Origin of the sequence: Geodermatophilus sp. DF01-2, assembly GCF_004571065.1 — a bacterium.
Lineage (GTDB): Bacteria > Actinomycetota > Actinomycetes > Mycobacteriales > Geodermatophilaceae > Geodermatophilus.
Genome location: NZ_SPQN01000026.1, coordinates 1 through 24,981 on the forward strand (window position 1 = coordinate 1; position 24,981 = coordinate 24,981).

Annotated in this window: 24 protein-coding genes and 3 tRNA genes; 17 read left to right on the plus strand and 10 right to left on the minus strand. The window is 73.9% G+C overall.

Annotated elements, in window-relative coordinates; genetic code table 11:
• Positions 1-424, minus strand: a 424-nt coding sequence (locus tag E4P41_RS09265) for a hypothetical protein (protein ID WP_209307625.1), incomplete at its 3' end; no start/stop codon positions are given.
• A gap of 20 nt (positions 425-444) precedes the next feature.
• Positions 445-1,248, minus strand: a complete 804-nt coding sequence (locus E4P41_RS09270; RefSeq protein WP_135140814.1) for a hypothetical protein — start codon at positions 1,246-1,248, stop codon at positions 445-447.
• Positions 1,249-1,433: 185 nt separating this feature from the next.
• On the opposite strand from E4P41_RS09270, the gene serA reads away from it, so the two are divergent.
• The 3 genes from serA (at position 1,434) to cimA (ending at position 5,930) form a co-directional block, all read left to right on the plus strand.
• Positions 1,434-3,047 (plus strand): phosphoglycerate dehydrogenase, encoded by a 1,614-nt coding sequence (serA, locus tag E4P41_RS09275; protein ID WP_245177214.1) that lies wholly within the window; start codon positions 1,434-1,436, stop codon positions 3,045-3,047.
• A gap of 16 nt (positions 3,048-3,063) precedes the next feature.
• On the plus strand, positions 3,064-4,086 hold the full coding sequence (locus tag E4P41_RS09280) for a 3-isopropylmalate dehydrogenase (RefSeq protein ID WP_135140816.1): 1,023 nt from the start codon (positions 3,064-3,066) through the stop codon (positions 4,084-4,086).
• A 257-nt stretch (positions 4,087-4,343) separates the two neighbouring features.
• The gene (gene cimA, locus E4P41_RS09285) at positions 4,344-5,930 is read left to right on the plus strand and encodes a citramalate synthase (RefSeq protein ID WP_135140818.1); all 1,587 of its coding nucleotides are present in this window, start codon (positions 4,344-4,346) and stop codon (positions 5,928-5,930) included.
• Positions 5,931-6,007: 77 nt separating this feature from the next.
• Here the strand turns inward: cimA and E4P41_RS09290 are convergent, their stop codons facing one another.
• A complete protein-coding gene (locus tag E4P41_RS09290) occupies positions 6,008-6,337 on the minus strand; it encodes a putative quinol monooxygenase (protein ID WP_135140820.1) in 330 nt (109 codons plus the stop codon).
• A 130-nt stretch (positions 6,338-6,467) separates the two neighbouring features.
• A complete protein-coding gene (locus tag E4P41_RS09295; RefSeq protein ID WP_135140822.1) occupies positions 6,468-6,836 on the minus strand; it encodes a VOC family protein in 369 nt (122 codons plus the stop codon).
• A 66-nt stretch (positions 6,837-6,902) separates the two neighbouring features.
• Between E4P41_RS09295 and E4P41_RS09300 the strand changes: the two genes are divergently transcribed.
• The 9 genes from E4P41_RS09300 to E4P41_RS23125 all read left to right on the plus strand — a co-directional run bounded on the left by E4P41_RS09300 (position 6,903) and on the right by E4P41_RS23125 (position 13,584).
• Positions 6,903-7,715: a fumarylacetoacetate hydrolase family protein gene (locus tag E4P41_RS09300; protein WP_135140824.1), complete on the plus strand. Its 813-nt coding sequence runs from the start codon at positions 6,903-6,905 to the stop codon at positions 7,713-7,715.
• Positions 7,712-9,187 carry a glutamate--tRNA ligase gene (gltX, locus tag E4P41_RS09305; protein ID WP_135140826.1) on the plus strand — a complete coding sequence of 492 codons (1,476 nt, stop codon included), beginning with the start codon at positions 7,712-7,714 and terminating at the stop codon, positions 9,185-9,187. The genes E4P41_RS09300 and gltX overlap by 4 nt, the downstream gene beginning before the upstream one ends.
• Positions 9,188-9,191: 4 nt before the next feature.
• Positions 9,192-10,508, plus strand: a complete 1,317-nt coding sequence (locus E4P41_RS09310; protein WP_135140828.1) for a CPBP family intramembrane glutamic endopeptidase — start codon at positions 9,192-9,194, stop codon at positions 10,506-10,508.
• A tRNA-Gln gene (locus E4P41_RS09315) sits at positions 10,494-10,565 on the plus strand. Before E4P41_RS09310 ends, E4P41_RS09315 begins: the two co-directional genes overlap by 15 nt.
• Positions 10,566-10,618: 53 nt before the next feature.
• Positions 10,619-10,691: transfer RNA gene (locus E4P41_RS09320), tRNA-Glu, on the plus strand.
• A gap of 108 nt (positions 10,692-10,799) precedes the next feature.
• Positions 10,800-10,872: transfer RNA gene (locus E4P41_RS09325), tRNA-Glu, on the plus strand.
• A gap of 144 nt (positions 10,873-11,016) precedes the next feature.
• Positions 11,017-12,105, plus strand: coding sequence for a galactose-1-phosphate uridylyltransferase (gene galT, locus E4P41_RS09330; protein WP_135140830.1), 1,089 nt, complete (start codon positions 11,017-11,019; stop codon positions 12,103-12,105).
• Positions 12,102-13,259, plus strand: coding sequence for a galactokinase (galK, locus tag E4P41_RS09335; protein ID WP_135140833.1), 1,158 nt, complete (start codon positions 12,102-12,104; stop codon positions 13,257-13,259). Before galT ends, galK begins: the two co-directional genes overlap by 4 nt.
• 31 nt (positions 13,260-13,290) lie before the next feature.
• Positions 13,291-13,584, plus strand: coding sequence for a hypothetical protein (locus E4P41_RS23125; RefSeq protein WP_245177215.1), 294 nt, complete (start codon positions 13,291-13,293; stop codon positions 13,582-13,584).
• 217 nt (positions 13,585-13,801) lie between these two features.
• On the opposite strand, the gene E4P41_RS09345 is transcribed toward E4P41_RS23125, so the two are convergent.
• Together E4P41_RS09345 and E4P41_RS09350 are read right to left on the minus strand one after the other, a co-directional pair.
• A complete protein-coding gene (locus E4P41_RS09345) occupies positions 13,802-14,611 on the minus strand; it encodes a M23 family metallopeptidase (RefSeq protein ID WP_209307626.1) in 810 nt (269 codons plus the stop codon).
• Positions 14,608-15,120 (minus strand): ArsR family transcriptional regulator, encoded by a 513-nt coding sequence (locus E4P41_RS09350; protein ID WP_135140834.1) that lies wholly within the window; start codon positions 15,118-15,120, stop codon positions 14,608-14,610. The genes E4P41_RS09345 and E4P41_RS09350 overlap by 4 nt, the downstream gene beginning before the upstream one ends.
• A gap of 263 nt (positions 15,121-15,383) precedes the next feature.
• Between E4P41_RS09350 and E4P41_RS09355 the strand changes: the two genes are divergently transcribed.
• Positions 15,384-15,947: a Uma2 family endonuclease gene (locus tag E4P41_RS09355; RefSeq protein WP_209307627.1), complete on the plus strand. Its 564-nt coding sequence runs from the start codon at positions 15,384-15,386 to the stop codon at positions 15,945-15,947.
• 45 nt (positions 15,948-15,992) lie between these two features.
• Here the strand turns inward: E4P41_RS09355 and E4P41_RS09360 are convergent, their stop codons facing one another.
• Positions 15,993-16,694, minus strand: a complete 702-nt coding sequence (locus E4P41_RS09360; protein WP_135140836.1) for an IclR family transcriptional regulator — start codon at positions 16,692-16,694, stop codon at positions 15,993-15,995.
• A gap of 79 nt (positions 16,695-16,773) precedes the next feature.
• Between E4P41_RS09360 and leuC the strand changes: the two genes are divergently transcribed.
• Both leuC and leuD read left to right on the plus strand, forming a co-directional pair.
• Complete coding sequence (gene leuC / locus E4P41_RS09365) at positions 16,774-18,195, plus strand: 3-isopropylmalate dehydratase large subunit (protein WP_135140839.1); 1,422 nt, start codon at positions 16,774-16,776, stop codon at positions 18,193-18,195.
• A 5-nt stretch (positions 18,196-18,200) separates the two neighbouring features.
• A complete protein-coding gene (leuD, locus tag E4P41_RS09370) occupies positions 18,201-18,806 on the plus strand; it encodes a 3-isopropylmalate dehydratase small subunit (protein ID WP_135140841.1) in 606 nt (201 codons plus the stop codon).
• Between the two features lie 95 nt (positions 18,807-18,901).
• On the opposite strand, the gene E4P41_RS09375 is transcribed toward leuD, so the two are convergent.
• From E4P41_RS09375 to cofC, 3 genes are read right to left on the minus strand one after another with little or no spacing between them, the layout of a single operon-like run.
• Positions 18,902-19,843 (minus strand): NUDIX hydrolase, encoded by a 942-nt coding sequence (locus E4P41_RS09375; RefSeq protein ID WP_135140843.1) that lies wholly within the window; start codon positions 19,841-19,843, stop codon positions 18,902-18,904.
• The gene (locus E4P41_RS09380; RefSeq protein ID WP_135140845.1) at positions 19,833-21,908 is read right to left on the minus strand and encodes an RNA degradosome polyphosphate kinase; all 2,076 of its coding nucleotides are present in this window, start codon (positions 21,906-21,908) and stop codon (positions 19,833-19,835) included. The genes E4P41_RS09375 and E4P41_RS09380 overlap by 11 nt, the downstream gene beginning before the upstream one ends.
• Before the next feature lie 48 nt (positions 21,909-21,956).
• Positions 21,957-22,622: a 2-phospho-L-lactate guanylyltransferase gene (cofC, locus tag E4P41_RS09385; protein WP_135140848.1), complete on the minus strand. Its 666-nt coding sequence runs from the start codon at positions 22,620-22,622 to the stop codon at positions 21,957-21,959.
• Positions 22,623-23,136: 514 nt separating this feature from the next.
• Here cofC and E4P41_RS09390 point away from each other — a divergent pair.
• Positions 23,137-23,952 carry a lysophospholipid acyltransferase family protein gene (locus tag E4P41_RS09390; protein WP_135140850.1) on the plus strand — a complete coding sequence of 272 codons (816 nt, stop codon included), beginning with the start codon at positions 23,137-23,139 and terminating at the stop codon, positions 23,950-23,952.
• Positions 23,949-24,965 carry an NAD(P)H-dependent glycerol-3-phosphate dehydrogenase gene (locus tag E4P41_RS09395; RefSeq protein ID WP_135140852.1) on the plus strand — a complete coding sequence of 339 codons (1,017 nt, stop codon included), beginning with the start codon at positions 23,949-23,951 and terminating at the stop codon, positions 24,963-24,965. The genes E4P41_RS09390 and E4P41_RS09395 overlap by 4 nt, the downstream gene beginning before the upstream one ends.
• Positions 24,966-24,981 lie beyond the last annotated feature (16 nt).

Sequence of the window (24,981 nt, forward strand, 5' to 3'; positions counted from 1 at the left end):
GAGGCCTGCGAGCCGCGGTGAAGTACTCCCGTGCAGGCGCCTGCAGCAGGAGGACGACGGCGGTGACACCGAGCAGCAGGATGAGCGCCGGGAAGAGGGCGAAACCGGTCCCGGATGCGATGCCGACGACGACGGCGGTCAACCCCAACGCGCCGGCGACCGCTCCCGAGGCGACCAGGAGGCGGCGGCCCCGGCCCTGGAGCGCCGCGACTCCGCCCCAGGCGCAGGCCACCGCCAGGGCCAGGTACAGGACGCCGAAGACCGCGAACAGACCTGCCGCCACGCTGAACGTGAAGGAGGCCAGGGCCGCCAGGAGGAGGAACCCGGCCTCGACGAAGCCTGCGACCGCCGCGAGGAGGACGTGGGGCGGGCGCCCGCCGCCGGCTGTGGGGATGCCGGGCTCGGGACGACGGGGCATCGACATGGTGCTGCGGTCCCGTGGGCTCAGCGACCGCGCCGCGCGCGGTGGGTGGCGAAGAACTGCCTGGCGGGCCGCAGGCAGAGCAGGACCACGATGGCCAGCGCGGCGAGGAAGAACAGCAGGAAGAAAACCACCTCGCCACCGCCGAACTCACCCGTCGACAGCCCGGAGAGGGCGGCGAGGAGGAAGAACGCGGTCACCGCGACCGCGATCGAGCCACCCACCAGCAGTGGCACCCGGCTGCGGCCGGTCAGCGCGCGCACCGAGCCCCAGACCATGAGCGCCGTCCAGAGGAGGGCGACCACTCCGAAGCCGATCCCGAAGAGGAGTGCGGCGTCGGTGACCTCGGTGGTGTCGACGCCCTCGAACGCCGGGTCGCTGGCGACCATGTCCTCGAGGAGGGGGCCCAGCAGGGCGCCGCCCAGGAGCAGGCCCAGGGTCACCAGCGCGCCGAGCGCACTGAAGAGGAAGCCGAGCACCGCGGCCACCACGACCGGCGCGGGCTTGGCGGGAGCCGCGGCGTAGCCGTACTGCCCGTACTGGCCCGGGGGCAGGTACTGACCGTAGCCCGGCGGCGGGCCGTATCGACCCGTGGGCCCGTACTGGCCGTAGTCCGGCTGCTGGCCGTACTGCTGCGGGTGTCCGGCCTCCCCCTGCGGCTGGCCCTGGCCGTAGGGGGAGGTCTGGTACTGCGGGCCCCCGTACGGCTGTCCGGTCGCCCCGTACTGCGGCTGCTGCCCGTACTGCGGCTGTTGCCCGTATTGCTGAGGCGGCCGTCCCGGCTGCGGGTCGGTGCCGGAGCCGTGCTCGTCGTCGTGGGTGCTCATGGTCTCCTCCGTCGGCGCCGGCGTCCGCCGACCGTTCGCGGCCAGGATGTCGGCCTACCCCTACCCGGGCAAGCGACCCCACCCCTCACGTGGGAGGTGGACCGGCACGCCCCGACCGGCGCGTCGCCGTCCGGAGAAGGGGCTGGTCGGGCCCTGGGGACCCGCCCTCCCTAGGCTGTGCTCCCGTGACCGTCACGATGTCAGGGACCGCGCCCGTCGTCCTGATCGCCGAAGAACTCGCCCCGAGCGTGCTGCAGGTGCTCGGGCGCGACGTCGAGATCCGCCACGTGGACGGCGCCGACCGCGCCGCGCTGCTCCCGGCGCTGGCCGACGCCTCCGCCGTGATGATCCGCAGCGCCACCCAGATCGACGCCGAGGCGCTGGCCGCGGCCCCGAACCTCAAGGTGGTCGCCCGGGCCGGCATCGGCCTGGACAACGTCGACGTGAGTGCGGCGACCGAGCGCGGCGTCATGGTCGTCAACGCCCCGACGTCCAACATCGTCAGTGCGGCCGAGCACGCGGTGGCCCTGCTGCTCGCGGCCGCCCGGCACATCCCGGCCGCCGACGCGTCGTTGCGCGAGGGCACCTGGAAGCGCTCGAAGTTCACCGGCGTCGAGATCACCGACAAGGTCGTCGGCGTGGTCGGACTGGGCCGGATCGGGCAGCTGGTCGCCCAGCGGCTGGCCGCCTTCGGCGTCACGTTGATCGCCTACGACCCCTACATCCAGCCGGGCCGCGCCGCGCAGCTCGGCGTCCGCATGGTCCCGCTGGAGGAACTGCTCCGCGAGGCCGACTTCATCACCATCCACCTGCCCAAGACGCCGGAGACGCTCGGCCTGGTCGGCGCCGCCGAGCTGGCCACCACCAAGCGCGGCGTCATCATCGTCAACGCCGCCCGCGGCGGGCTGGTGGACGAGGCGGCCCTGGCCGATGCGCTGAAGTCGGGGCAGGTCGGCGGGGCCGGTATCGACGTGTACGCCGAGGAGCCGTGCACCGACAGCCCGCTGTTCGGCCTGCCCAACACCGTCGTCACCCCGCACCTGGGGGCCTCCACCACCGAGGCGCAGGACAAGGCCGGTACCGCCGTGGCGCACTCGGTGCGCCTGGCGCTGCAGGGCGAGTTCGTGCCCGACGCGGTGAACGTCCAGGCCGGCGGGGTCGTCGCCGAAGACGTCCGCCCGGGGCTGCCGCTGGCCGAGAAGCTGGGGCGGGTGTTCACCGCCGTCGCCGGCGGGCTGGCCCAGTCGGTCACCGTCGAGGTCCGGGGCAAGATCGCCGAGTTCGACGACTCGGTGCTCCAGCTGGCGGTGCTCAAGGGCGTCTTCTCCGACGTCGTCGAGGAACAGGTCACCTACGTCAACGCCCCGCTGTTCGCCGACCAGCGCGGCCTCGAGGTCGCGCTCACCAGCGAGGTGGAGAGTCCCGACTACCGCAACCTCGTCAGCGTCCGCGGCGCGATGGCCGACGGCACGGAGGTGACCGTCTCCGGCACCCTCTTCGGCAAGAACCAGGTACCCAAGCTGGTCGAGGTCAACGGCTTCGACATGGACCTGGATGCCTCGGGCTACCTGCTCTTCTTCGTCTACACCGACCGGCCCGGCGTCGTCGGCACGGTGGGTGCGGCGCTGGGGGAGGCCGGCATCAACATCGCCGGCGCGCAGGTCAGCCGCACCACCCGCGGCGGCGAGGCGCTCATGGCGGTGACCGTCGACAGCCCGGTCCCGGCCGAGCTGCTCGGGGACATCGCCGGCCGGATCGGTGCGCGCGAGGCCCGCTCGGCGGACCTCACCGCGCGCTGACCCAGGGAGGACGACCATGCGATTGGCAGTGATCCCTGGGGACGGCATCGGCCCGGAGGTGGTGGCCGAGGGCCTCAAGGTCCTCCGTGAGGTGGCTCCCGACGTCGAGAGCACCCCCTACGACCTCGGCGCGCTGCGCTGGCAGCGGACCGGGGAGCTGCTGCCCGACACGGTGCTCGACGAGCTGCGCCAGCACGACGCGATCCTGCTCGGCGCCATCGGCGACCCGAGCGTCCCGCCCGGCATCCTGGAGCGTGGGCTGCTGCTGCGGCTGCGCTTCGAGCTGGACCACCACGTCAACCTGCGCCCGGCCCGGCTCTTCGACGGCGTCCGCAGCCCGCTGGCCGCCCCCGGCGGCATCGACATGCTCTGCGTCCGGGAGGGTACCGAGGGCCCCTACGTCGGCAACGGTGGCGTGCTCCGCAAGGACACCCCGCACGAGGTCGCCACCGAGGTCAGCCTGAACACCGCGTTCGGCGTCGAACGGGTCGTCCGCTACGCGTTCGAGCGCGCCCTGGCCCGGCCGCGCCGGCACCTCACGCTGATCCACAAGACCAACGTGCTCACCCACGCCGGGTCGCTGTGGTCGCGGACGGTCGAGGAGGTGTCTGCCGAGTTTCCCGAGGTCACCGTCGCCTACCAGCACGTCGACGCGGCCTCGATGTTCTTCGTGACCGACCCGGGCCGCTTCGACGTCATCGTCACCGACAACCTCTTCGGCGACATCGTCACCGACCTGGCCGCGGCGGTGACCGGCGGCATCGGGCTGGCCGCCAGCGGCAACCTGGACGCCTCCGGCACCAACCCGAGCATGTTCGAGCCGGTGCACGGCTCGGCGCCGGACATCGCCGGTCGGGGCGTCGCCGACCCGACCGCCACCGTGCTGTCGGTGGGCCTGCTGCTCGAGCACCTCGGCCGCGCCGACCAGGCCAGGAAGGTCGACGCCGCGGTCGCCTTCGACCTCTCCACCCGCGACCCGGAGGCGCCGGTCCGGACGCACGAGGTCGGCGACCGGCTCGCCGCGCTCGCCGGGGGCTGAACTCTCCGACGAGCGTGTGCGCCGACGCCCGGTTCTCAGCGTCCGAACCGGGCGCCGGCGCACACGCTGGCCGATCCTGCCGGGGCCCCTGCGGCCCACCACCGGCACCGGGCGCGTGCTTTACTCGACGCGATGTCCCGCACCGGCTCGATTCTCATCGCCTAGCGCGCAGTCACCTCTCCGACTGCGCGCAGACCTCCCGTTCCCGGGGGGTCTTTCTCGTGTCTGGGGCACTTCGCCGTCTCCGGGAGGACACCGTGCCGACTCCGACCAGCACCGACTTCCACGTCTTCGACACGACGTTGCGCGACGGCGCCCAGCGCGAGGGGGTCAGCTACTCCGTCGCCGACAAGCTGGCCGTCGCCCGTCTGCTCGACGAGATCGGCGTCGGCTTCATCGAGGGCGGTTGGCCGGGCGCCCTGCCCAAGGACACCGAGTTCTTCGCCCGCGCCCGCACCGAGCTGAAGCTGCGCAACGCCGCGCTGGTGGCGTTCGGCTCCACCCGCAAGGCCGGCGTCCGCGTCGAGGACGACGCCCAGGTGCGGGCCCTGCTGGACGCCGACACGCCGGTGGTCTGCCTGGTCGCGAAGTCCGACGTCCGGCACGTGCGCGAGGCGCTGCGGACGACGCTCGAGGAGAACCTCGCCATGGTGCGCGACACCGTGGCCTTCTTCGTCCGGCACGGCCGGCGGGTGTTCCTCGACTGCGAGCACTTCTTCGACGGGTACGCCGCCGATCCCGACCACGGCGTCGAGGTGCTGCGGACGGCGTTCGCGGCCGGGGCCGAGGTCGGCGTCCTGTGCGACACGAACGGCGGGATGCTGCCGATGGGCGTGGGCCGGGTCGTCGCCGACGTCCGCGCGCGGGTCGACGGCAAGCTGGGCATCCACTGCCAGGACGACACCGGCTGCGCCGTCGCCAACACCCTGGCCGCCGTCGAGGCCGGCGTCACCCACGTCCAGGGGACGGCGAACGGCTACGGCGAGCGCGCCGGCAACGCCGACACCTTCGCGTTGATCGCCAACCTGGTGACCAAGATGGGCATCCCGGCGGTGCCGGCCGAGTGCCTGCCCGAACTGCAGCGGGTGAGCCACGCGATCGCGGAGCTCGCCAACATCGCCCCCGACGACCACCAGCCCTACGTCGGTGCCTCGGCGTTCGCGCACAAGGCCGGCCTGCACGCCAGCGCGATCAAGGTCAGCCCCGAGCTCTACAACCACCTGGACCCCGCGGTGGTCGGCAACGACATGCGCATCCTGGTCACCGAGATGGCCGGCCGGGCGTCGGTGGAGCTCAAGGGCCGCGAGCTCGGCGTCGACCTCGACGGGCACGCCGACGTCATCGGTCGGGTCGTCGACCGGGTCAAGGTGCTCGAGGCCGGTGGCTGGTCGTTCGAGGCCGCCGACGCGTCCTTCGAGCTGTTGCTGCGTGCCGAGCTGCCCGACGCCCCGCCGCCGCTGTTCGAGCTGGAGAGCTACCGGACCTCCGTCGAGCACTGGGGCAACGGCGTCGTCGTCAGCGAGGCCACGGTGAAGGTCCACGTCGACGGCGAGCGGATCATCTCGACCGCCGAGGGCAACGGGCCGGTCAACGCCCTCGACAACGCGCTGCGCCAGGCGCTGGTGAGCCGGTACCCGCGGCTGGCCGACGTCTCGCTGGCCGACTACAAGGTCCGCATCCTCGGCTGGAAGGGCGGCACCGGCGCCACGACCCGGGTGCTCATCGACACCACCGACGGAGTGGGGGAGTGGACCACCGTCGGCGTCCACGCCAACATCGTCGAGGCATCCTGGCACGCGCTCGTCGACGCCCTCTCCTACGCCGTCCGGCATCGCCAGCGGTGACCTCCGGCGGGTGGGCGCAGGAGCGCAGATCTGCTCCCCGGATCGACTGCACCCCTGCGCACGCTGTCAGGCCGGAGTCAGCCCCTCGGCCGCACCTCGCCCATGGGGCCCCAGCCGCTGACGTCGGGGGCGTCGACGTAGACGATCTGCGGCTGCGCCGACACCAGGTCCGGCGCCTGCTCGACGAACCGGGTGAAGGAGTCCGTGCTCGTGTGCGCGCCACCGGCCTCGGCGTCCCGGAAGCCCTCGACGCAGACCCAGGTGTCGGGCTCCTCGACGCTCCTCGACCACTCGAAGAAGAGGCAGCCCTCCTCCGCGTTCACCGCGCGGGCGTAGTCGCGGGCCAGCACCGTCCACTCGTCGGCGCGCTCGGGACGCACGGGGAACTTCACGACGATCAGGATCACGGGCGATCTCCCCTGCTCGGTGGGATCGCGCCGAGTGGGGCCCGAAGGGTCCCGGGCAGGCGCGATGCAGCGGCTCAGCGGCGTCGGGGGACGGTACTTGGCCGCGGTGCCGTCCGGTAGGACGACGGTGTCACAGCCGGCTGCGCAGCAGGCAGAACGGGTTGCCCTCGGGGTCGGCGAGCACGTGCCAGCCCTCCCCGCCGGTCTGTCCCACGTCGGCAGGCGTGGCGCCCAGCGCGAGCAGCCGCTCCAGCTCGGCGTCCTGGTCGCGGTCGGTCGGGTTGAGGTCCAGGTGCAGCCGCGGCTTGCCCGGCGCGGGTTCGGCGACGGGGGCGAACACCAGGGTCGGGGCAGCCCCGCCGAACCCGGCCTCCGGCCCGATCTCGACCGCTCCCTCCTCACGGCCGAGCACCCGGTAGCCGAGGACCTCGGCCCACCACGCGGCCAGCGCCTCGGGGTCGCTGCTGTCGACGACGATCTCGCTGAGCCGGCACGCCATGGTGCGACCGTAGGGCCCGACCGGCGCGGGCGCGGGCCGAGGGCCGGGAGTCAGTAGCCTCGGAGCGTGCGCATCGTCCGTTTCGCCTCGCCCTCGGGCATGTCCTTCGGCGTCCTCGACGGCGACGGCCAGGTCGCCCAGATCGAGGGTCACCCGTTCGGGACCATCTCCTTCACCGGCCAGCGGTTCGCGCAGGCCGACGTCCGGCTGCTCTCGCCGATCCTGCCGAGCAAGGTCGTCTGCGTCGGCAAGAACTACGCCGAGCACGTGCAGGAGATGAACACCGGGGAGGCCCCCGAGGAGCCGCTGCTGTTCCTCAAGCCGTCGACGACGGTCATCGGCCCCGGTGACGCGATCCGCATCCCGCCGGGCAGCACGAACGTCCACCACGAGGTGGAGCTGGCCGTCGTCATCGGCGCCCGCGGTGCCCGCCAGGTCCCCCCGGAGCAGGCGCTGGCCGGCGTCTTCGGCTACACGATCGGCAACGACGTCACCGAGCGGGACATGCAGAGGAACGACGGCCAGTGGACCCGCGCCAAGGGCTTCGACTCCTTCTGCCCGCTGGGCCCGTGGATCGAGACCGACCTGCCGGCTCAGGGCTTGGACCCCGCCGACCTCGAGGTCACCTGCAGCGTGGACGGCGAGCTGCGCCAGCAGGGACGCACCAGCCAGCTGCTCTTCGGCATCCCCACCCTGATCTCGCACATCTCCCAGGTGATGACGCTGCTGCCCGGCGACGTCGTGCTCACCGGCACCCCGGCCGGCGTCGGCCCGATCCGGCCCGGTCAGCGGGTCGAGTGCACCATCGAGGGGCTGGGCACGCTGGGCAACACGGTCGCCGGCGCCGACGTCACCTCCACCGCGGGAGGTCCCAGGTGAGCGGCGTCCGCACCCGTTTCTGTCCCTCGCCGACGGGCATGGTGCACGTCGGCCTGCTGCGGACGGCGCTGTTCAACTGGGCGCACGCCCGCCACACCGGCGGCACCTTCGTCGTCCGCATCGAGGACACCGACGCCTCCCGCAACTCCGAGGAGTCCTACCGGCACCTGCTCGACAGCCTGCGCTGGCTCGGTCTCGAGTGGGACGAGGGTCCCGAGGTCGGCGGTCCGCACGGCCCCTACCGACAGTCCGAGCGGCACGAGGTCTACCGCGAGGTGGCGCAGAAGCTGCTGGCGGCCGGGCACGCCTACGAGTCGTTCTCCACGAACGAGGAGGTCGAGGCCCGCCGGCTGGCCGCCGGGCAGGACCCCAAGCTCGGCTACGACAACGTCGACCGTTTCCTCACCGACCAGCAGAAGGCCGCCTTCCGGGCCGAGGGTCGGGAGCCGGTGCTCCGGCTGCGGATGCCCGACGAGGACCTGGCCTGGACCGACCTGGTCCGCGGGGAGATCCGCTTCGCCGCGGGCTCGGTCCCCGACTTCGTCATCGTCCGGGCCAACGGTGTGCCGCTGTACCCCTTCGTCAACCCGGTGGACGACGCCCTGATGGGCATCACCGACGTCCTGCGCGGCGAGGACCTGCTGCCCTCCACCCCGCGGCAGCTGGCCCTCTACGCGGCCCTGACCGACATCGGCGTCGCGGACGGCGCGCCGCGCTTCGGCCACCTGCCCTACGTGACCGGGGAGGGCAACAGGAAGCTCTCCAAGCGCGACCCGCAGTCCAACGTCGACGTCCACCGCGCCCGGGGATTCCTACCGGAGGGGTTCGCCAACTACCTGGCGCTGCTGGGCTGGTCGATCGCCGAGGACCGCGACGTCTTCTCGATGCAGGAGATGGTCGAGGCCTTCGACGTCACGCGGGTCAGCGCCAATCCGGCCCGCTTCGACCTCAAGAAGGCCGAGGCGATCAACGCCACCCACCTGCGCGCGCTGCCGGTCGAGGAGTTCGTCGCCCGCGTGCTGCCCTTCCTCGCCGGCGCCGGCCTGGTCGGCGACCCGCCGACCGCCGAGCAGGACCGGGTCCTGCGCGCGGTCGCGCCGATGGTGCAGGAGCGCGTCGTCGTCCTCGCCGACGCCGTGGACCTGGTGCGCTTCCTGTTCGTGGAGGACGTCGAGATCGACCCGGCGGCCGCGGCCAAGCAGCTGGCCGGAACGGAGGCGGCGGAGGTGCTCGACGCCGCCGCGGCCGCGCTGCGGGAGCTGCCCTCGTGGGCCACGGCGGACATCGAGGCCGCGCTCAAGGAGAGGCTGGTCGAGGGGCTGGGCCGCAAGCCGCGTCAGGCGTTCGGACCGGTGCGCGTCGCGGTCAGCGGCCGCACGGTGTCGCCGCCGCTCTACGAGTCCATCGAGCTGCTCGGCCGCGACCGCACCCTGGCCCGCCTCGCGGCCGCGCGCGCGGCCGTGCCCGGATGACCCGGTGACCGCAGCGGTACCGCCCGGCTGGCCCCCGCCGGACGACGAGCCCTACACGGGGCCGCCGCCGACCGGTCCCTACGGGGCGCCGCCGTACGTGCCGGGGGCGCTGCACGGGGTGCACTCGCTGCCCGCCACCGGAGCGGCGGCCGGGCCGGTGCCCTGGCCGCTCGGGCCGGTGCCGTTGCAGCCGGGCCCGCACACCGCCCCGCCCGGGACGCCGTGGGGACCGCCACCCGGTCCGCCGTGGGGTGGTCCGCCCGCCCCGCCGTGGGGACCGCCACCGGGCCTGCGGTGGCAGCCGCCGCCCGGCACCCCGCCGCACGACGAGCCGGTCGAGTTCCTGCACGCCATGCGCTCGCGGGACTGGCACTGGTGGCGGCCGCTGCTGGGCCTGCTGCTGTTCACCGTGGTCTATCTCGTCGCCACCGTTCTGGTGCTCCTGGTCGGCTTCGCGACCGGGGTGTTCCCCGACCCCGCGACCATCGACCCCACCGACCTCACCGACCCCGGCCTCCTGCTGGTCACCAACGTCTCGCTGATCGCCGCCATCCCGTGCGTGTGGCTGGCCTGGGCCGTCGCGCACGGCATGCGGATCGGCTGGTCGTCGTCGGTGCTGGCCCGGCTGCGATGGCGGCTGCTGCTGCCGTCCACCCTGTCGGCCCTGCCCACCCTCGGTGTCGGCATCCTGGCGAGCGTCCTGCTGGGCTTCCTGTTCGGTGGCTGGGAGGTCACCGGCCCGGTGGCGGGCTATGGGTGGCTGCTGCTCGTGGTGGTGCTGACCACGCCGCTGCAGTCGGCCGCCGAGGAGTACGTGTTCCGCGGCTACCTCAGCCAGGCGATCGCCGGGTGGTTCCGCAACGCCCGGGCGGGCGCGGTGACCGCCGGGGTGCTGACCGCCGCCCTGTTCTCGGTCGCCCACCTCCCGCCGGACGTGTGGACGTTCCTCGACCGGTTCGCCTTCGGGCTGGCCGCCTCGGCCGTCGTCTGGCTGACCGGCGGCCTGGAGGCGGCGATCGTGCTGCACGCCGTCAACAACGTGCTGGTCTTCCTGCTGGCCGGTGGGCTGGGAGAAGGGGTGGCCACCGCCGCGGTGCCGGCCGGCACCGGCGTGATCGTGGTGGCGATCGACCTGCTGGCCATGGGCGGCTACGTGGCGCTCGTCGCCCGCTCCCGCCGGCGGCTGCGGCCCGCGACGCTGACCGCCGCGCGGGACCTGCGGCCACCGTCACCCTGGGGGCTGCCGGGACCACTCCCGGGCGTCGGGTATGGTGGTCCCCGGCGCCGCGAGGCGCAGCGCGACCCTTGGGGTATGGGGTAATTGGCAGCCCGACGGATTCTGGCTCCGTTAGTCTAGGTTCGAGTCCTGGTACCCCAGCGAGGAAGCTGTCTGTGGAGACAGCATTCCTCAGCACGACCGCACCACCGCACGGCCCCGTCGTCTAGCGGCCCAGGACGCCGCCCTCTCACGGCGGTAGCGAGGGTTCGAATCCCTTCGGGGCTACAGCGAGCGAGAGCCCCCGACCACACCGGCCGGGGGCTCTCGTCGTCTCCCGGTTCCGGTACCCGGTACGCGGTCCCGGTGGTGGGCGTGGCACCATGGGGCCCGTACGGCCCCGTCGTCTAGCGGCCCAGGACGCCGCCCTCTCACGGCGGTAGCGAGGGTTCGAATCCCTTCGGGGCTACAGCGAGCGGGAGCCCCCGACCAGACCGGCCGGGGGCTCTCGCCGTCCCGGGGGCGGGCCGGGGTGACCTGGGCGTCGGGCCGGTTCTAGCGTCGGGGGCGCCGCTCACGCACAGTGACGGGCGGCGGAAAGGCAGGTCCCACCGTGCTCCGGACGAGTCGTCGGCTGGCCGACGGCCGGGAGATCCTCTACTTCGACGCAGGGGACGCCGCGCCACCGCGGACGGTCGAGGACCCGCGCGACCTGCCTCCGGTCAGCACTCGCTCGCAGCTGCGGTGGGACCCGCTGCTCGGTGAGTGGGTGGTCCTGGCCTCGCACCGGCAGACGCGGACCTTCCTGCCGCCGGCGGACCTCTGCCCGCTGTGCCCGACCCGGCCCGGCCGCGAGCCCACCGAGGTGCCCGAGGCCGACTACCAGGTCGTCGTCTTCGAGAACCGCTTCCCGTCCCTGGCGACGGCGGTGCAGCGCGACCTCCCTCCCACCGCTCCCGGCGCCCCCCTCACGGAGTTGCGGCCCGGCTTCGGCCGGTGCGAGGTCGTAGTCTTCACCAGCGAGCACGACCGGTCCTTCGCCACGCTGGGTGCCGACCGAGCCCGCCTGGTGGTCGACGTGTGGGCCGAGCGCACCGCGGAGCTGTCCGGCATCGACGGCGTCGAGCAGGTCTTCGTGTTCGAGAACTCCGGCGAGGAGATCGGGGTCACCCTCTCCCATCCGCACGGGCAGATCTACGCCTACCCGTTCGTGACGCCGCGGGTGGAGGAGGTGCTGGCCTCCGTCGAGCGGCACCGACGGGAGACCGGCGGCGACCTGTTCGCCGACGTCCTCTCCGCCGAGCGCGCCGGGCCGCGGGTGGTCGCCGCCAACGGGCACTGGACGGCGTTCGTCCCGGCCGCCGCCCGCTGGCCCTACGAGCTGCAGCTGTTCCCGCACCGCCGGGTGCCCGACCTGCCGGCCCTCACCGGTGAGGAACGGGACGCGCTGGCCGAGGTCTACCTCGACGTGCTCGGCCGCCTCGTCCGCCGGTTCGACAGCCCCATGCCCTACATCGCCTCCTGGAACCAGGCGCCGGTCGGCCGCGGCCGCGGGGACTGGTGGCTGCACCTGCAGCTGTTCTCGCTGCGCCGTGCGCCGGGAAAGCTGAAGTACCTGGCCGGCTCGGAGTCGGGCATGGGCGTGTTCATCAGCGACACCACGCCGGAGGACGTCGCCGAGCAGTTGCGGAACGTGCGGTGACCCCGGTCGAGCGGGCCCGGCAGGCGTTCGCCGACGCGTTCGGCGGCGAGCCCGAGGGCGTCTGGGCGGCGCCGGGCCGGGTGAACGTGATCGGCGAGCACACCGACTACAACGACGGCTTCGTGCTGCCGGTGGCGCTGCCGCACACCACGCGCGCCGCGGTCGCCCGCCGGGAGGGCGGGCTGGTCGCGCTCGTCTCCGCGCAGCACCCCGGCGACCGGGTGGAGGTGCCGGTCGCCGAGCTGGCGCCGGGGCGACCGGACGGCTGGGCCGGCTACCCGGCCGGGGTCGTCGACGCGCTGCGCGACCGGGTGCCCGGCGGGGTGAGCGTGCTGGTCGACGGCGACGTCCCCGCGGGCATGGGGCTGTCGTCGTCGGCGGCGCTGTCCTGCTCCGTCGCGTTGGCCCTCCGCGACCTCGCCGCCCCCGACCTCGCCGTCGCCGACCTGGTCGACGTCGCCCGGAGCGCGGAGAACGACTTCGTGGGCGCGCCCACGGGCATCCTCGACCAGTCCGCGTCGCTGCTCTGCACCGCCGGGCACGCGCTGTTCCTGGACACCCGCGACCGCAGCTCCGAGCAGGTGCCCCTGGACCTGGCCGCGGCCGGGCTGGAGCTGCTCGTCGTCGACACCGGGACGACGCACGACCACGCCACCGGCGGCTACGGCGACCGGCGCCGCGAGTGCGAGCAGGCCGCCGAACGGCTGGGGGTGCGGGCGCTGCGCGACGTCGCGGACGTGGCCGCGATCGCCCCGCTGGACGACGGCACCGCCGAGGGGGCCGTCCTGCTGCGACGCGCCCGGCACGTCGTCACCGAGAACGCCCGCGTCCTCGAGGTGGTGCGGATCCTCCGCGGCACCGGTGGGCCGGCGGAGATCGGGCCCGTGCTCACCGCCGGGCACGCTTCGCTGCGCGACGACTTCCAGATCTCCACCGGAGAGCTCGACACCGCCGTGGCCACCGCCCTGGAGGCCGGCGCCGCCGGCGCGCGCATGGTGGGCGGCGGCTTCGGCGGCAGCGCCGTGGTGCTGGTCGGCGCCGACCGGACCCACACCGTGGCACAGGCGATCGCCGACCGCTTCGGGCAGGAGGGTCTCACCCCACCGCGCGCCTTCGCGGTCGTACCGTCCCCGGGCGCCCAGCGCCTGGCCTGACCCGGACCACGACCCCGGAGGTCCCAGCCACGTGGACACCCTGCGCCTCGACGCCTCGTTCGTCGACTACCTGCTGGTCGCCGCCTACTTCGTCGTCGTCCTGCTGATCGGCTTCGCCGCCCGGCGGCGGGTGTCGGACAGCCTGGACTTCTTCCTCTCCGGGCGCTCCCTGCCGGCGTGGGTCACGGGTCTGGCGTTCCTCTCGGCCAACCTCGGCGCGGTCGAGACCATCGGCATGTCGGCCAACGGCACCAGTACGGCTTCCCGACCATGCACTGCTTCTGGATCGGCGCCGTCCCCGCGATGCTCTTCCTGGCCATCGTGATGATGCCCTTCTACTACGGGTCGAAGGTGCGCAGCGTCCCCGAGTTCATGCGCCGCCGTTTCGGCACCGGCGCACATCTGGTCAACGCGCTGTCCTTCGCGGTCGCCCAGATCCTCATCGCCGGCATCAACCTGTTCCTGCTGGCCACGATCGTCAACGCGCTGCTCGGCTGGCCGCTGTGGATCTCGCTCATCGTCGCCGCGGCGGTGGTGCTCAGCTACATCACCCTGGGGGCGTCCGTGCCCAGGAGCTCGTCGTCGCCGGGCAGCCCGTCCGAGCCGTCGGGCGCGCCGCCCCGCACCGTGATCGGTCGGCCGCAGGAGCCGGCCAGCCGCGCGGAGTCGGTGAGCTGGACGTGCAGGTGAGGCTCGCTGCTGTTGCCGGAGTTGCCGCACTCGGCCACCTGCTGCCCGGCGGTGACCCGGTCGCCGGGACGCACGCGCAGCGATCCGCGGCGCAGGTGGGCGAGGACGGCGCACGTGCCGTCGGGTGCCTCCACCACGACGTGGTTGCCGACCATCCACCGGGTGCCGGCGACCTGGCGGACGAAGCCCTCCGCCAGCAGCAGGTACGCCAGCGACAGCCAGCCGCTGCGGGCCCGGTGGTCGCGGCGGCGGTCGTGCGCCCGCACCACCGTGCCGGTCAGCGGAGCGTGCACCGGCCGGCCGAACGCCGGGTACTCGGCGGCGGCCCGCCACTGCGGCCCCGAGCCGAAGCGCGGCCGGCTGCCGTCGGTGGGGTCGAGGAGCAGGTCGATGGCGTGGGTCTGGCCGAGGCCGTGCGTCCCGTGCGACGGCACCCGGGTGGCGGGGGAGTTCAGCGCCCGCCACGGCCCGCGCACCGGCGGCTCGACGACAGTCGCGGGAGCCGGCGGCGGCGCCACGCGGTCCAGGACGACGAACACCATGAGCACCGCCACGCCGATCAACTGGCCGGCGGGGAGCCCGGCGACCCCGGCGAGGACCAGCAGGACGCCCACGAGCAGCAGAACCGGCCGCACCCGCGCCGCCAGTACCCGGGGCCTCACGCCGCACCCGCCGCGAGGACGACGTGCAGCGGCACCACCCGGTCGGCCGGGACGGCGTAGGCGCCGCGGGCGGCCGTGCGCAGCCAGCCGGCCGCGGTGAGCTGGCGCAGGTGGTGGTGCAACTGGCCGGTGGTGCCCAGGCCCGGCAGGGCGGCGAGCTGTGCCGTGGTGCGGGTGCCGGTCAGCACTTCGCGCAGCAGCCGCAGCCGGACCGTGTGGCCGAGCGCGGCGAGCACGGCGGCGGTCGCGGCGTCGTCGTCCCCGGTGCCGCGGACCTGATCGGCCGCGTGGGTGCGCTGCCAGGCGTACTCCTCACCGGTCGGCAGCGTGACCCGCCCGGCGTAGACCACCGCGCCGCCGGGCATCGCCGCGGCGTCGTCCGCGAGGCCCTCGAGTGCCCAGAACCGGCCGGACGGCGGGGGGCCCGGCTCGGCGCCGGGGACGGCGACAGCGGCCTCCAGGGCCGCGAGGCGTTCCTCCATCCGTGCCAGCCGGTCGTCGTCCGTCATGCCATCAGACTACGGAAGGACGTACGAACGTCCAGTCGTCGTCTGCAAGTCGATCATCGCTCGTTGTCGGCACCACGAGGAGAGGCGCGCAGAGCCCGGCCATCACCCCATGGTCAACGAGGTCAGGCTTCCTGGCGGGCGTCGGGCGTCACCGCACGCGCCGACGCTCACCGACGACGACGGCATCGGCAACGGCTGGACCACCCGGCGCCCGGCTGCGCGTATTCGTCCGAGGTGATCCGGACCGGCATAGGGTGGCGGTCGTGAGCGCACAGCCGGTCTCCGCGGTGGCGCTGATGACGGCCGAGCAGCTGATGGACCTGCCCGACGACGGTCGGCGTCGCGAGCTGGTGGACGGGGAGCTGAAGGAGATGGCGCCGGCCGGCTTCCACCATGGACAGGTGGCGTTGACCATCGGTGCCCTCCTCCGCGACCACGTCCGCCGCGATCGGCTCGGCGTGGCGGTGGCCGCAGAGACCGGCTTCCGGCTCTCCCGGGACCCCGACACGGTCCGCGCTCCGGACGTGGCCTTCGTGGCCGAACACCGCCTGCCTCCTCGTTCGGAGCGGCAGCGTTTCCTCGACCTCGCTCCCGATCTCGCCGTCGAGGTCGTCAGTCCGTCCGACCGGGCGGCCGATGTCACCGAGAAGGCGCTGGCCTGGCTGGCGGCGGGGACATCGCTGGTGTGGGTGGTGTATCCGGTTCAGCGGGTGGTGGCCGTCCATGCCGCCGACGGGACGGTCGCACACGTACGGGCCGACGGGGAGATCGAGGGCGGGGAGGTCCTGCCCGGGCTGCGCCTGCCGGTTGCCGACCTGTTCGAGTAGGCCCCTCCTGAGCTCGCGAACGGTGGGAAGGGGGGAGTTTCCCTCTCAGCGAGCGGCGCGGGAGATCGCGCCGGCGGCCTCGAGCACCGCGCCCACGACCTCCGGGGCGGGACGGCGACCCAGCCGCTCGACCGGCCCGGAGATGGAGACCGCGCCCAGCACCGCACCCGTGCCGTCCCGCACCGGGGCCGACAGCGATGCCACGCCCGGCTCCCGCTCGGCGACGCTGTGCGCCCAGCCCCGTCGGCGGACGTCGAGCAGCGTGCGTGCGGTGAAGCTCGCGTTGGGCAGCAGCGGGGTGACCTCGTCGGCCGGGGCGAAGGCCAGTAGTGCATGCGCCGCGGAGCCTGCCGTCATCGGCAGCCGCGCCCCGACCGGCACGGTGTCCCGCAGCCCGTGCGCCCGCTCGGCGACGGCCACGCACACCCGGCTGGCGCCGTCGCGGACGTAGAACTGCGCGCTCTCCCCGCTGGCGTCGCGCAGCGTCACCAGGTGTCGGCCGGCGAGCTGGGCGAGGTCGGCGAGCCCGCGGCCGAGCTCGGCCAGTGCCGGCCCGGGCGCCCACGCACCGGCCGTGGTTCGCCGCACCAAGCGGTGCCCCTCGAGGGCCACCGCCAGCCGGTGGGCGGTCGCACGGGGCAGTCCGGTGCGCTCCACCAGCTCGGCGAGGGTCGCCGGTTCGGCGGCCACGGCGCGGAGGATCGCCACCGCTTTGTCCAAGACGGCGACGGGGTTAGGCTGTCCCACACAGCAATACTCGCATCCCACAGCGTGAGATGGCCACACCCCGGCCGCCGCTGCGGGCGAGCCCCGGGAGGGACCAGTCGTGCCGAAGACCCTGGCGGAGAAGGTCTACGACGCCCACGTCGTGCGCAGTGCCGCGGGTGAGCCGGACCTGCTCTACATCGACCTGCACCTCGTGCACGAGGTGACCAGCCCACAGGCCTTCGACGGCCTCCGCGCGGCCGGTCGCCCGGTGCGCCACCCCGAGCTCACGATGGCGACCGAGGACCACAACGTCCCGACGCTCGACATCCTCAAGCCGATCGCCGACCCGGTCAGCCGCGCGCAGGTCGAGGCCCTGCGCAGGAACGCGGCCGAGTTCGGCATCCGGCTGGCCCCCATGGGTGACCGCGACCAGGGCATCGTCCACGTCATCGGCCCGCAGCTGGGGCTCACCCAGCCGGGCATGACGATCGTCTGCGGCGACAGCCACACCTCGACGCACGGCGCGTTCGGCGCGCTGGCCTTCGGGATCGGCACCAGCGAGGTGGAGCACGTGCTGGCCACCCAGACGCTTCCGCAGTACCGGCCCAAGCAGATGGCCGTGACCGTGGACGGCGAGCTGCCCGAGGGCGTCTCGGCGAAGGACGTCATCCTGGCCGTCATCGCGCAGATCGGGACCAACGGAGCCGCGGGCCACGTCATCGAGTACCGCGGCAGCGCCATCGAGGCGCTGTCGATGGAGGCCCGGATGACGATCTGCAACATGTCGATCGAGGCCGGCGCGCGCGCCGGGCTGATCGCTCCCGACCAGACCACCTTCGACTTCCTGCAGGGCCGTCCGCACGCCCCGCAGGGCGCCGACTGGGACGCCGCCGTCGAGTACTGGAAGACGCTGCGCACCGACGAGGGCGCGGTCTTCGACACCGAGGTCGTGCTGGACGCCGCCTCGCTGACGCCGTTCGTCACCTGGGGCACCAACCCCGGCCAGGGGCTGCCGATCGCCGAATCGGTCCCCGACCCGGCCGCCATCGCCGACGGGGACGAGCGCCGGGCCGCCGAGCAGGCGCTGGCCTACATGGGCCTGACCCCGGGCACACCGCTGCGCGAGATCGAGGTCGACACCGTCTTCCTCGGCTCCTGCACCAACGGCCGCATCGAGGACCTGCGGGTCGCCGCCGAGCTGCTGCGCGGGAAGAAGATCGACGCGAACACCCGGATGCTCGTCGTCCCCGGTTCGGTCGGCGTGAAGACGCAGGCCGAGGCCGAAGGCCTGGACCAGGTGTTCACCGAGGCCGGCGCCGAGTGGCGGGGTGCGGGGTGCTCCATGTGCCTGGGCATGAACCCCGACCAGCTGGAGCCGGGGGAGCGTTCGGCCTCGACCAGCAACCGCAACTTCCAGGGCCGGCAGGGCAAGGGCGGCCGCACTCACCTGGTGTCGCCGTCCGTGGCTGCCGCGACCGCTCTCACCGGGAAGCTCACCGCCCCCGCCGACCTCGACCGTTCCGAGCTGGCTGGAGTCTGAGACCGATGCAGCCCTTCACCACCCACACCGGCACCGCCGCCCCGCTGCGCCGCAGCGCCGTCGACACCGACCAGATCATCCCGGCCGAGTACCTCAAGCGGATCACCCGCAGCGGGTTCGAGGACGGTCTGTTCGTCGCCTGGCGCACCAACGAGCCCGACTTCGTGCTCAACAGGTCCGAGTACGCCGACGCCTCGGTCCTGGTCGCCGGCCCCGACTTCGGCACCGGCTCCTCCCGCGAGCACGCGGTGTGGGCGCTGCTCGACGGCGGTTTCCGCGTCGTCATCAGCTCGCGGTTCGCCGACATCTTCAAGAACAACTCAACCAAGGCCGGGCTGCTCACCGTCGTCCTGCCGCAGCCGGAGGTCGAGGCGCTCTGGGCGGCGGCGGAGGCCGACCCCGCCACGCAGGTGACCGTCAACCTGCAGCTCAGGCAGGTCACCTACGGCGACACGACGGTGCCGTTCGAGATCGACGACTACACCCGCTGGCGGCTGCTGGAGGGCCTCGACGACATCGGGCTGACCGAGCGGCACCTGACCGACATCGAGGACTACGAGGCCCGGCGTCCGGCCTGGCTGCCCGAGGCCCTCCCCGCACTGCCCGCCTGAGCCGTTGATGATCAGCTGACCTGATCGAACGGGGTCCTGGCTCACCGCCGGTCGTGAGCCCGGACCCTGAACGGTGAGCTCAGCTGATCATCGGGTCAGCGCGGCCCGACGTCGGCGCTGTCGGCCCAGAAGTCGCGGTAGTAGTCGGCGGCCAGCGCACCCGGCCGGCCTCCCAGCACCCAGGTGCTGCCCTTCGCCGCCGGCGGGTGCAGCCGGCCGGCCATCCCCTCCCAGCGGACGCCGAGGCTCATCAGGACCGACGGGATCGCCCCGCCCTGGCTGCAGACGACGCTCACCCCGGGCTGCTCGCGCGGTGCGAGCAGCCGCTCGACCGCGGCGAGGGCGGCCTGCGGGTCGGCGGCGAACTCCTCCTCGCCGAGCTCCGGCAGCGGGCGGATGTCGCAGCCCAGCCGTTCGGCCAGCGGCTCGAGGGTCTCCCGGCAGCGCACCCGCTCGGCGGTCAGCAGTTCGACCGGGGCGAACGACGGCAGCACCTGCGCCAGCTGTGCCGCCTGCCGGCGTCCCTTGGCATCCAGCGGGCGCAGGTCGTCGGGGCCGTCCCAGTCGGACTTGCTGCCGGCCCGGCCGTGCCGGACCAGCAGCAGCGAGGGCTCCCGCGGGACGTCGGTGCGCGCCAGGTCGGCCAGCACCGCACGGTCGTGGGCGTGGCTGGCCAGCGCACACGCCTCGTCCACCTGCATCCAGCGGAGCTCGTCCACCTCGTCGTTGGGCAGGAAGTCACCGCCGACGACGCGCATCAACCAGTAGTCGACCCGCTTGGGGCCCTCGGGGACCTCGTACTCGGTGCGCACGCTGCGCCGTCCGACGACGACGTCCAGCCCGGTCTCCTCGGCCACCTCGCGGACCGCGGTCTGCAGCAGGTGCTCCCCGGCGTCCGGCTTGCCCTTGGGCAGCGACCAGTCGTCGTACTTCGGCCGGTGCACCAGCGCCGTCTCCAGGCCACCGCCGACCACCGGGCGCCACAGCGCGCCGCCGGCCGCCCGGACGAGACGGGTGCCCTCTCCCTCAGCCGGCATGGTCGGCCGCCGCCATCAGCTCGGCCTGGTAGTCGCGCTCCCCGGTGCGCGTCCAGGCGCCGTCGCTGCCCAGCTCCCAGCAGCGCACCCCCTCGGCCATCGCCCCGAGGAACATCTCGTCCAGCTCCCGCTGGGCGACCTCGTCGCACACCCGCAGCAGCACCTCGACGCGGCGGTCGAGGTTGCGGTGCATGAGGTCGGAGCTGCCGATCCACCACTCGCCCTCGCCGCCGCCGGCGAACCACATCGCGCGCGAGTGCTCCAGGAAACGACCGACGATGGACCGCACCCGCACGTTCTCGGACAGGCCGGGGACCCCGGGGCGCAGGGAGCAGATGCCGCGGATGAGCAGCTCCACCGGGACGCCGGACACCGAGGCCTCGTACAGCGCGTCGATGACCTGCTCGTCGACCAGCGCGTTGACCTTGACGCGGATGCCGGCCGGGCGGCCCTCCCGGGCGTTTCGCGCCTCCCGGCGGATCTTCTCGACCAGCCCGGAGCGGATCCCGTGCGGGGCCACCATCAGTCGGCGGTAGGTCGTCTGCCGCGAGTAGCCGGTCAGCGTGTTGAACAGGTCGGTGAGGTCGGCGCCCACCCGGGGGTCGGCGGTGAGGATGCCGAGATCCTCGTAGAGCCGGGCGGTCTTGGGGTTGTAGTTGCCCGTGCCGATGTGGCAGTAGCGGCGGATCATGCCGTTCTCCCGGCGCACCACGAGCGCCGTCTTGCAGTGGGTCTTCAGGCCGACCAGCCCGTAGACCACGTGGCAGCCGGCGCGCTCCAGCGAGCGGGCCCAGCTGATGTTGGCCTCCTCGTCGAAGCGGGCCTTGATCTCGACGAGGACGACGACCTGCTTGCCGGCCTGGGCCGCGTCGATGAGCGCGTTGACGATCGGGGAGTCGCCCGACGTGCGGTACAGCGTCTGCTTGATGGCCAGCACGTTGGGGTCGGCGGCGGCCTGCTCGATGAAGCGCTGCACGCTGGTCGCGAAGGAGTGGTACGGGTGGTGGACGAGCACGTCGCCCTCCCGCAGGGTCGCGAAGACGCTCTTCGGCGTCTCGCCCTCGGAGAGGCGGGGGTGGGTGGCGGGGACGAACGGCTCGTCCTTGAGCTCGGGGCGGTCCAGGCGGTAGAGCTCCCAGAGCGCGGCCAGGTCCAGCAGGCCGGGCACGTGGACGACGTCCTCCTTGTCCACCTCCAACTCGGACATGAGCACCGACAGGATCTGCGGGTCCATGGGCTCGGCGACCTCGAGGCGCACCGCCGGGCCGAAGCGGCGGCGGGCCAGCTCGCGCTCGAGGGCCTGGAGCAGGTCCTCGTCGCGGTCCTCCTCGACCTCGAGGTCGGCGTTGCGCGTGACCCGGAACAGGTGGTGGTCGATGACCTCGAGGCCGGGGAACAGCTGCGGCAGGTGGGCGGCGATGAGGTCCTCGAGCGGCAGGAACGTCGTCCCCGGGGCTGTTGCATCGACGGACCCGCCCGCCGCCACCGGCACGAAGCGGGGCACGTTGTTGGGCACCTTGAGCCGGGCGAAGCGCGGGGCACCGGTGTCGGGGTCGCGCACCTGGACGGCGAGGTTGAGCGAGAGGCCGCTGATGTAGGGGAACGGGTGGGCCGGGTCGACCGCGAGCGGGGTCAGCACCGGGAACACCTGGTCGCGGAAGTAGTCCCGCAGCCGCGTGGTCTCGTCGTCGGCCAGCTCGGTCCAGTGCACGATCCGGATCCCGGCCTCCTCCAGGCGCGGGCTGATGTCCTTGGTGAAGACGTCGGCGTGCCGGTGCACCAGGTCGCGGGTCCGCTCGGTGACCCGGGCCAGTTGCTCCCGGATGGTCAGCCCGTCGGGGGAGCGGACCGTGAGGCCGGTGCTCTGCCGGCGCTTCAGGCCGGCGATGCGGACCATGTAGAACTCGTCGAGGTTGCTGGCGAAGATCGCCAGGAACTTCGCCCGTTCCATCAGCGGCAGGGAGTCGTCCTCCGCCAGCTCGAGCACGCGGGCGTTGAAGTCCAGCCACGACAGCTCGCGGTTGATGTACCGGTCGGCGGGGGCGCCGGATCTGGTCGAGGGCACGGGCTCATCGTGCCGCAGTCGGGGGGACGGCGGGTGGTGAGCAGCGGGTCAGCCGGTGCGGGGACGTGCGCCGCCGAGCACCGCGGCGGTGTGCGTCCCCACGCCCAGCGCGAGCGCGGCGCGGAGGTCCTCGGCCGTGTCGACGTCCCGCGCCAGGCCGGGCCACGTGCCGGGGAGCTCGACCGCTCCGCCGGCCGCGTGCCGCTGCGCCGACCCGGCGCCGAAGGCGGGGGAGAGGTCGGTCGCGACGGCGGTGAGCAGTGTCGTCCCGGTGCCCTGCGCGTCGGCGACGAAGCACCGGCCGCCTCGTCCACCCACCCGGGCCTCCGCGGCCGCCAGCGCGGCGGTCAGCTCCTCCGGGCGCAGCGCCGGCAGGTCGGAGGAGAGCGCCGCCACCGCGGTGCTCCCGGTGGCGCGGGCCCCGTGCGCAAGGGCCGGGTTGAGGCCGCGGTCGGGCTCGTCGGGCACCGTGCGGGCGCCGAGGCGGGTGACGACCTCTCCCGCGGCGGTGTCGTCGGTGACCACCAGCACGCCGGCGACGGCGGGGCAGGCGAGTGCGGCGGCGACCGTGTCGGCCAGCAGCGCCAGGACCAGCCGGGCGTGCGCGGCGCCCGGCGGGCCGCCGAGGCCGTCGGTCAGCGGGGTCAGGCGGGTCTTGGCCAGCGGCAGCCGCTTCGCCGGGACGACCACCGACCACGCACGCACGGCACCCATGCTCCCCTGACGATGACGACGTGATGGCGCGGGGCCATCCGACCGGATTCCGTGAGCGCCCCGGTCCGGGGCAGTCCGGTGCTCATGCCACGCAGAGGCGTGGCCGGCTGGTTCCTGCTCCACCGGGCGGCACCGCCGCGGCCGGACCGGCCGCGGCTGCCCCCCACCCTCCACAGGCAGGCCGAGCGGGCTCGGCTGACGGGCCGCCCGATCGTGGCGCCCGTTCCACGCGAACCGGCGAGCATCCGCGGCCGCAGCAGCATGCCGGCCTGGACGTCGGGCCACGTCCAGCCGAACCCGCACCGCGCCGTGGCTGACGCCCGAGATGGTGCCGGTCGGGTAAGGGTTCAGTTCGCCGTCACCGTCAGGGGAGCCGGGGTCGGCGCACCGGTGCGCCGGACGCATCCGGGCCGGCCCGGACCCCGGTGCGCTGCAGGGACCGGTCCAGGGCCGATCATGGGCCTCATCACGTCCTGGCCGGGTAGCGGCCGGGCGGGCAGGAGGGGAGGAACCGGTGACGCAGGACGGATCCCCGGACGCCGGGCTGTCGCGCGCGACCGGAGCCCCGCCGTCCCGGTGGCGCACCCGCAGGCCGCTTCCGCCGGCCCTGCTGCTGTGCGTGCTGGTGATCTACCCGGTCACCCTGCTGCTGTTCCGGATGCGCTACCGGCACGCCGAGCGGTTCCCCCGCACCGGCCCGGTGCTCGTGGTGGCCAACCACGTCTCGGTCCTCGACCCGCTGGCCTGCGCGCGGCTGGTCTGGGACTGCGGCCGCGTCCCGCACTTCCTGGCCAAGCAGGCGGTCTTCGCCGGGCTCGCCGGACGGATCCTGCGCGCCGCCGGGCAGATCCCGGTGGCCCGCGGCTCGGCCGACGCCCGGAGCTCGCTGGCGGCGGCCGAGGCCGACCTGGCCGCCGGCAACGTCGTGGTCATCTACCCGGAGGGGTCGGTCACCCGCGACCCGGAGTGGTGGCCGATGGAGGCGCGCACCGGGGTGGCGCGGTTGGCGCTGGCCACCGATGCCGTCGTCCTGCCGGTGGCCCAGTGGGGCCCGCAGCGCGTGCACGACTACCACGCCAAGGAGCTGCACCCGCGGCTGCGGGCGCCGGCGGACTACCTGGTCGGCGAGCCACTCGACCTCGCCGACCTGCGTACCCAGGTGCGCGACGGTCGGCCGATGAGCGGCGAGCTGCTGCGGGAGGTCACCGACCGCATGATGGCCTCCGTGCGCGACCAGCTGGCCGAGCTCCGGGGGGAGCCGGCGCCGACGACGTTCGCCCCGCACCCCCGGCGGCGGCTGCCCGGCGACCTGCCCGGGAGTGCCGCGTGAGCCCGCGGAACGGGCACCGCACACGGGCCGCCGTCCTCGGGGCCGGATCCTGGGGGACCACCTTCGCCAAGGTGCTGGCCGACGCCGGCTGCTCGGTGCTCCTGCACGCCCGCCGCCCCGAGCTGGCGCGCGTCATCGCGGCGACCGGTGAGAACCCCGACTACCTGCCCGGCATCCGCCTGCCCGGGCGGCTGTGCGCCACCGCGGACGCCGCCGAGGCCCTGGCCGGCGCCGAGATCGTGGTGCTCGCCGTCCCGTCCCAGTCGCTGCGGGCCAACCTCACCGAGTGGGCGCCGCTGCTGCCGGCGGACGCAGTCCTGCTGTCGCTGATGAAGGGCATCGAGCTGGGCAGCACCAAGCGGATGAGCCAGGTGATCTGCGAGGTCACCGGCGCCGGGGCCGACCGCGTCGCCGCGCTCTCGGGCCCGAACCTGGCCCGGGAGATCGCCGAGGAGCAGCCGGCCGCGACCGTCGTGGCCTGTACCGACCACAAGCGCGCCGCGCAGGTCCAGGCCGCCTGCCACACCCCGTACTTCCGTCCCTACACCAACCGCGACCTCGTGGGCTGCGAGCTCGGCGGCGCGGTGAAGAACGTCATCGCGCTCGCGTGCGGCGTCACCGAGGGCATGGGTTTCGGGGACAACACCCGCGCCTCGCTGATCACCCGCGGCCTGGCCGAGACCGCCCGGCTGGGACTGGCCCTCGGCGCGGAGCTGACCACCTTCGCCGGGCTGGCCGGCCTGGGCGACCTCGTGGCCACCTGCAGCTCCCCGCTGTCGCGCAACCGCACCTTCGGCGAGCGGCTCGGCCGCGGCATGACGGTGGAGGAGGTGCAACGGATCACCCGGCAGGTCGCCGAGGGGGTCAAGAGCTGCCGGCCGGTGCTCGACCTGGCCCGGGCGAACGGGGTCGACATGCCGCTCACCGAGGCCGTGGTCCGGGTCTGCCACGACGGCGTCCCGGCGGCGCAGATGGTGAAGGAGATCATGTCCCGCGAGGCGAAGCCGGAGTGAGCGACGCAGCCGGGGG

What these genes read in the sequence shown, in the direction of transcription:
- E4P41_RS09270 (WP_135140814.1), bottom strand. Translation starts at nt 1,248, where the DNA reads ATGAGCACCCACGACGACGAGCACGGCTCCGGCACCGACCCGCAGCCG.
- E4P41_RS09280 (WP_135140816.1), top strand. Translation starts at nt 3,064, where the DNA reads ATGCGATTGGCAGTGATCCCTGGGGACGGCATCGGCCCGGAGGTGGTG.
- E4P41_RS09295 (WP_135140822.1), bottom strand. Translation starts at nt 6,836, where the DNA reads ATGGCGTGCCGGCTCAGCGAGATCGTCGTCGACAGCAGCGACCCCGAG.
- E4P41_RS09350 (WP_135140834.1), bottom strand. Translation starts at nt 15,120, where the DNA reads ATGACGGACGACGACCGGCTGGCACGGATGGAGGAACGCCTCGCGGCC.
- leuD (WP_135140841.1), top strand. Translation starts at nt 18,201, where the DNA reads ATGCAGCCCTTCACCACCCACACCGGCACCGCCGCCCCGCTGCGCCGC.
- E4P41_RS09375 (WP_135140843.1), bottom strand. Translation starts at nt 19,843, where the DNA reads ATGCCGGCTGAGGGAGAGGGCACCCGTCTCGTCCGGGCGGCCGGCGGC.
- cofC (WP_135140848.1), bottom strand. Translation starts at nt 22,622, where the DNA reads ATGGGTGCCGTGCGTGCGTGGTCGGTGGTCGTCCCGGCGAAGCGGCTG.